The 5,559-nt window shown below is 67.2% G+C and carries 7 protein-coding genes; all 7 read left to right on the top strand.

From position 1 onward, the window contains the following. Positions 1-765 (top strand): S1 RNA-binding domain-containing protein (locus RMO04_RS10095; RefSeq protein ID WP_309644654.1); only part of this gene is annotated, 765 nt, incomplete at its 5' end. 332 nt (positions 766-1,097) lie between these two features. Further along, complete coding sequence (locus RMO04_RS10100) at positions 1,098-1,382, top strand: integration host factor subunit beta (protein ID WP_305674211.1); 285 nt, start codon at positions 1,098-1,100, stop codon at positions 1,380-1,382. An 84-nt stretch (positions 1,383-1,466) separates the two neighbouring features. Beyond that, positions 1,467-1,877 (top strand): large-conductance mechanosensitive channel protein MscL, encoded by a 411-nt coding sequence (gene mscL / locus RMO04_RS10105; RefSeq protein ID WP_309644655.1) that lies wholly within the window; start codon positions 1,467-1,469, stop codon positions 1,875-1,877. A 46-nt stretch (positions 1,878-1,923) separates the two neighbouring features. Continuing rightward, positions 1,924-2,568 carry a phosphoribosylanthranilate isomerase gene (locus tag RMO04_RS10110; RefSeq protein WP_309644656.1) on the top strand — a complete coding sequence of 215 codons (645 nt, stop codon included), beginning with the start codon at positions 1,924-1,926 and terminating at the stop codon, positions 2,566-2,568. Between the two features lie 14 nt (positions 2,569-2,582). Continuing rightward, positions 2,583-3,803 carry a tryptophan synthase subunit beta gene (gene trpB / locus RMO04_RS10115; protein ID WP_309644657.1) on the top strand — a complete coding sequence of 407 codons (1,221 nt, stop codon included), beginning with the start codon at positions 2,583-2,585 and terminating at the stop codon, positions 3,801-3,803. Beyond that, a complete protein-coding gene (gene trpA, locus RMO04_RS10120; protein WP_309644658.1) occupies positions 3,800-4,633 on the top strand; it encodes a tryptophan synthase subunit alpha in 834 nt (277 codons plus the stop codon). The genes trpB and trpA overlap by 4 nt, the downstream gene beginning before the upstream one ends. A gap of 6 nt (positions 4,634-4,639) precedes the next feature. Further along, positions 4,640-5,559, top strand: a 920-nt coding sequence (locus tag RMO04_RS10125; RefSeq protein WP_309644659.1) for an acetyl-CoA carboxylase carboxyltransferase subunit beta, incomplete at its 3' end; no start/stop codon positions are given.

A 5,559-nucleotide genomic window follows, 5' to 3' on the forward strand; every position in this document is an offset into this window, starting at 1 on the left:
TCGGAAATGTCCTGGACCAAGAAGAACGTCCACCCCGGCAAGATCGTCTCCACTTCGCAAGAAGTCGACGTGGTCGTGCTGGACGTCGATCCGTCCAAGCGCCGCGTGTCCCTGGGTCTCAAGCAGGCCATGGACAACCCGTGGGACGCCTTCAACGCGTCTCATCCGGTTGGCTCGACCGTCGAAGGCGAAGTCAAGAACGCGACCGAGTTCGGTCTGTTCATCGGCCTCGAGAACGACATCGACGGCATGGTGCACCTGAGCGATCTCGACTGGACCGTGTCGGGTGAGGAAGCCATCGCCAAGTACAACAAGGGCGACGTGGTCAAGGCCCGCGTTCTCGACGTCGACGTCGAGAAGGAACGCATCTCGCTGGGCATCAAGCAACTGGCCGGCGACCCGATGACGGGCGACACCTACCGCACCAAGCAGACCGTCACCGTCACCGTCACCGAGATCACCACGGGCGGCATCGAAGTGAAGTTCGGCGACGAAGAAGCCCCGATGACGGCCTTCATCCGCAAGTCGGACCTCAGCCGCGACCGGGCCGACCAGCGCCCCGAGCGCTTCGCCGTGGGCGACCGCGTCGACGCTCAGATCTCCAGCATCGACAAGGCCGCGCGCCGCGTCTCGCTGTCGATCAAGGCTCTGGAAATGGTCGAGGAAAAGGAAGCCATCGAGAAGTTCGGGTCTTCGGACTCCGGCGCCTCGCTGGGCGACATCCTGGGCGCCGCCCTTCGCGAGAAGGCCAGCGGTAAGGAATAAGCGCCGCGTCCCACCGGGACTCGAAGCTGGCGGCGGATCGGGAAACCGATCCGCCGTTTTTCGTTTTGCGCCCTGAGCGGGCAGGCGCAATTCAAAGTAGGCGCCGGCCGGCGCGCGCGTGTTCGGTGCGCGGTTCGCCAAAAACCGCCGACGACGACCTGGAGATCGACGCGTAAACCTTGATTGCGCCTTGAACATCCAGCGGGACTCGACCATGGTCCCGCTCGCTCCCGAGCATTACCGTGGTTTTTGAGTTCAACCGCTAAGGCGATGCTCTTGTTGAACTTTCGGAGGGCCGTGCTCCCACGCGGCTCGGGGATTCGGAAATAGGCATGATCAAGTCGGAACTGATCGCCAGGCTTGCCGAAGAGAATCCGCATTTGACCCAGCGCGATATTGAGCGCGTCGTCGGCGTGATCCTCGAGCGCATGATCAAGGCTCTGGAAACAGACGGCCGGGTCGAACTGCGCGGTTTCGGCGCCCTGTCGGTGCGCTCGCGGGACGCCCGCGCTGGCCGCAATCCCCGCACCGGCGAGGCCGTCGAGGTCCGCGCCAAGCACGTCCCATTCTTCAAGAGCGGCAAAGAACTGCGCGAGCGGCTGAACGCCGACGAGTAGGCGGCCGACGAACAGGCCACGTTCGGTTGACCTCCGGGGACCGATAGGCCGATCCTCCCGGCGGGGATCAAGAAGGGGTGGACCATGAGCACGTTCTCGGAATTCCGCGAGTTCATCGCGCGGGGCAATGTCGTCGATCTGGCGGTCGGCGTGATCATCGGCGCCAGCTTCGGCAAGATTGTCACCAGCCTGGTGGACCAGGTCATCATGCCGCCCATCGGTCTGGCCCTGGGCGGGCTCGATTTCTCAAAGCTGCAATGGGTGCTGCGGGCCGACGACGCGGCCACGCCGGCCAGCGAGCTGGTGGCCATCCAGTATGGCGCCTTCCTCAACACCATGATCCAGTTCGTCATCGTGGCCTGGGTGGTGTTCCTGCTGGTCAAGGCCGTGAACACCATGCGCCGCGAGCAGGCCGCCGCGCCTGAAGCGCCCCCGGCGCCCACGCCCAGCGAGAGCCTGCTGGCCGAAATCCGCGACCTGCTGAAGTCCCGCTGAGATCAGGCCCCTTGCGGTGGGGGCCGCAAAGCCCCTAATCCGCCACATGAACGTCACCGCGAAGATCTGTGGCCTGTCGACGCCCGAGACCGTGCAGGCGGCCATCGACGGTCGCGCGTCGCACATCGGCTTCCTGTTCTTCGCCAAGAGCCCGCGCAACATCGACCCCGAGGCCGCGGCGCGGCTGACGGCGCCGGCCCGCGCCAAGAACGTCAAGATCGTCGCGGTGACCGTCGATCCCGACGACGCGTTCGTGGAGCGGCTGGCCGAGACGCTGAAGCCCGACTTCATCCAGCTGCACGGCAAGGAGACGCCGTCCCGCGCGCGCCAGGTCGCCGCCGCCTCCGGCGCTGGCGTGATCAAGGTGATCTCGGTCTCCAACGCCCACGACATCGACACGGCCCGCGCCTACGAGACCGTCGTCGACCACCTGATGTTCGACGCCAGGCCTCCCAGCGACCACCCCCTGCCAGGCGGGGCCGGGGCGCGGTTCGACTGGACCCTGCTGGCCGGACGCCGTTTCGAGCGGCCCTGGCTGCTGGCCGGCGGCCTCGATCCGTGGAATGTCGGGGAGGCCGTGCGACTGTCGGGCGCGCCGATCGTGGACGTTTCCTCTGGCGTGGAGCGTGGTCCCGGACTAAAGGACCCGGCCTTGATCACGGCGTTCCTTGACGCCGTCCGTCGCGCCTGAGGTTGCAGACCCACGTGAACGCGCCCGCGAAGCCAAACGACTACACGGCCTATCCCGATGCCGCCGGGCGGTTCGGGGACTATGGCGGCCGCTATGTGCCCGAGACCCTGATGCCGCTGGTCCACGACCTGGACGCGGCCTACACGGCCAGCAAAACCGATCCGGAGTTCCAGGGCCAGCTCACCAGCTTCCTGAAGCACTATGTGGGCCGCCCCAGCCCGCTCTACTTCGCCGAGCGCCTGACCCAGCACATCGGCGGGGCCAAGATCTATCTGAAGCGCGAGGAGCTGAACCACACCGGCGCGCACAAGATCAACAACTGCATGGGCCAGATCCTGCTGGCCATGAAGATGGGCAAGACCCGAATCATCGCCGAGACCGGCGCGGGCCAGCACGGGGTGGCGACCGCGACGGTCTGCGCCCGGTTCGGTCTGCCCTGCGTGGTCTACATGGGCGCGGTGGACGTGGAGCGGCAGAAGCCCAACGTGTTCCGCATGAACCTGCTGGGCGCCAAGGTCGAGCCGGTGACCAGCGGCTCGGCGACCCTGAAGGACGCCATGAACGAGGCCCTGCGCGACTGGGTCACCAATGTCGAGGACACCTATTACCTGATCGGCTCGGCCGCCGGCCCGCACCCCTATCCGGTGATGGTCCGCGACTTCCAGGCAGTGATCGGGATCGAGACCAAGCAGCAGATCCTGGAAATGGAGGGCCGCCTGCCCGACGCCGTGGTCGCCTGCGTGGTCGGCGGGTCCAACGCCATCGGCCTGTTCCATCCGTTCCTTAACGACGACGGGGTCAAGATCTTCGGGGTCGAGGCCTCGGGCGATGGCCTGCACACCGACCGCCACGCCGCGGCGATCAACGGCGGCCGTCCCGGCGTCCTGCATGGCAACAAGACCTACCTGCTGCAGGACAAGGAAGGTCAGATCACCGAGGCCCACTCGATCTCCGCCGGCCTCGACTATCCCGGCATCGGGCCCGAGCATTCCTGGCTGCACGATGTGGGCCGGGCGACGTATCTGAGCTGCACTGACGCCGAGGCCCTGGCCGCGTTCCAACTGCTGGCCGAGCTGGAAGGCATCCTGCCTGCGATCGAGTCGGCCCACGCCTTGGCGCGACTGCCCGAGGTCTGCGCCGAGGTCGGCAAGGACGGGATTGTGGTGCTGAACCTTTCCGGCCGCGGCGACAAGGACGTCGAGACCGTGGCCAAGCATCTGGGACGCCAGATTTGACCAAAGCCCGTATCGAGGCCCGCTTCGCTGAGCTCAAGGCGGAGAACCGGGCGGCTTTCGTGCCCTATGTGATGGCGGGCGATCCCGATCCCGCCACGGCCGCAGCGATCCTGCGCGGCCTGCCGGCCGCCGGCGCCGACCTGATCGAGGTGGGCTTTCCCTTCTCCGACCCGATGGCCGAGGGTCCGCCGATCCAGCGCGCCGCCCAGCGCGCGCTGGCGCATGGCATGACGCTGCAAGGCGTTTTGTCGGCGGTCGCCGAGTTCCGGAAGAGCGACGCCACGACGCCTGTGATCCTGATGGGTTACGCCAACCCCCTGGTGGGTTGGGGCTTCCCGGCCTTCGCCCGCGATATGGCCGTGGCGGGCGTCGACGGTCTGATCGTCGTCGACATTCCGCCGGAAGAAGCCGATCCGCTGGCCGACGCCCTGGACGCCGAGAACCTGTCGTTGATTCGCCTGGCCACGCCCACCACCGACGATGCGCGCCTGCCCGTCGTGGTGCGCCGCACCTCCGGCTTCGTCTACTACGTGTCCGTGGCCGGGGTGACGGGGGTGAAGGAAGCCGACGCGGCGACCGTCGCGCCGCACGTGGCCCGGGTCCGCGCGGCCTCCGGTCTGCCGGTGGCGGTGGGTTTCGGGATCAAGACGCCTGAGCGCGCGGGCGCGATCGCCAAGGTCGCCGACGCCGTCGTCGTGGGCTCGGCCCTGGTCGACGAGGTCGCATCCGCCTTGGCAATGAACGAATCTGTGACCGCGCGGGTTCTTTCCAAAGTCGAATCCTTGGCTAAGGCTGTGCGCTCCGCGCGAGTCGAAAGCCTCTCGGTGTAGAACCCCATGGCGATGGCTGAACAGCGAAACGACAAGCCCGGTAAGGGCGGTCCCTCAGGACCCCGCGAGCGCGGCGGATGGCTGGCCAAGATCGCGCCTGGCGTGCGCAATCTGGTGGCCAAGCGCGAGACACCTGAGAATCTCTGGGTGAAGTGCCCCGACACGGGGGAAATGATCTACCGCTCCGACCTGGAGGCCGCCCTCTGGGTGACCCCGTCCGGCAGCCACATGCGGATCGGCGCGGACCAGCGCCTGCGCTACACCTTCGACGACGGCGTCTACGAAAAGCTCGATGCGCCTAAGGGCGTCGTCGACGACCCGCTGAAATTCCCCGATGTGCGCCCCTACATGGAACGCCTGAAGGCGGCGCGGAAGACCATCGGATCGCAGGACGCCATGGTCAGCGCCTATGGGACCATCCAGGGCCAGGGCGCGATCGTCTCGGTGCAGGACTTCGCCTTCATGGGCGGGTCGCTGGGCATCGGCGTGGGCGAGGCCTTCATCAAGGCCGCCCAGGAGGCCGTGCGCCGCGAGGTCCCCTATGTGATCTTCACCGCCGCCGGCGGCGCGCGCATGCAGGAGGGCACCTTGGCCCTCATGCAGATGGCCCGCACCACCCTGGCGCTGAACGAGGTCAAGGCCGCGGGCCTGCCCTATATCGTGGTGCTCACCGACCCGACCACGGGCGGGGTCACCGCCTCCTACGCCATGCTGGGCGACATCCACCTGGCCGAGCCTAACGCCATGATCGCCTTCGCCGGCCGCCGGGTGATCGAGCAGACCATCCGCGAGACCCTGCCGGTGGGCTTCCAGCGCGCCGAGTTCCTGGTGGAACGTGGCATGGTCGACCGTGTTGTCACGCGCGCTGACCTGCCCCAGGTCCTGGGCTCCCTGCTCAAGACCCTGATGATGGGACGCGCGCGTTC

Source organism: Phenylobacterium sp., assembly GCF_031412415.1.
Taxonomy (GTDB): Bacteria; Pseudomonadota; Alphaproteobacteria; order Caulobacterales; family Caulobacteraceae; genus Phenylobacterium.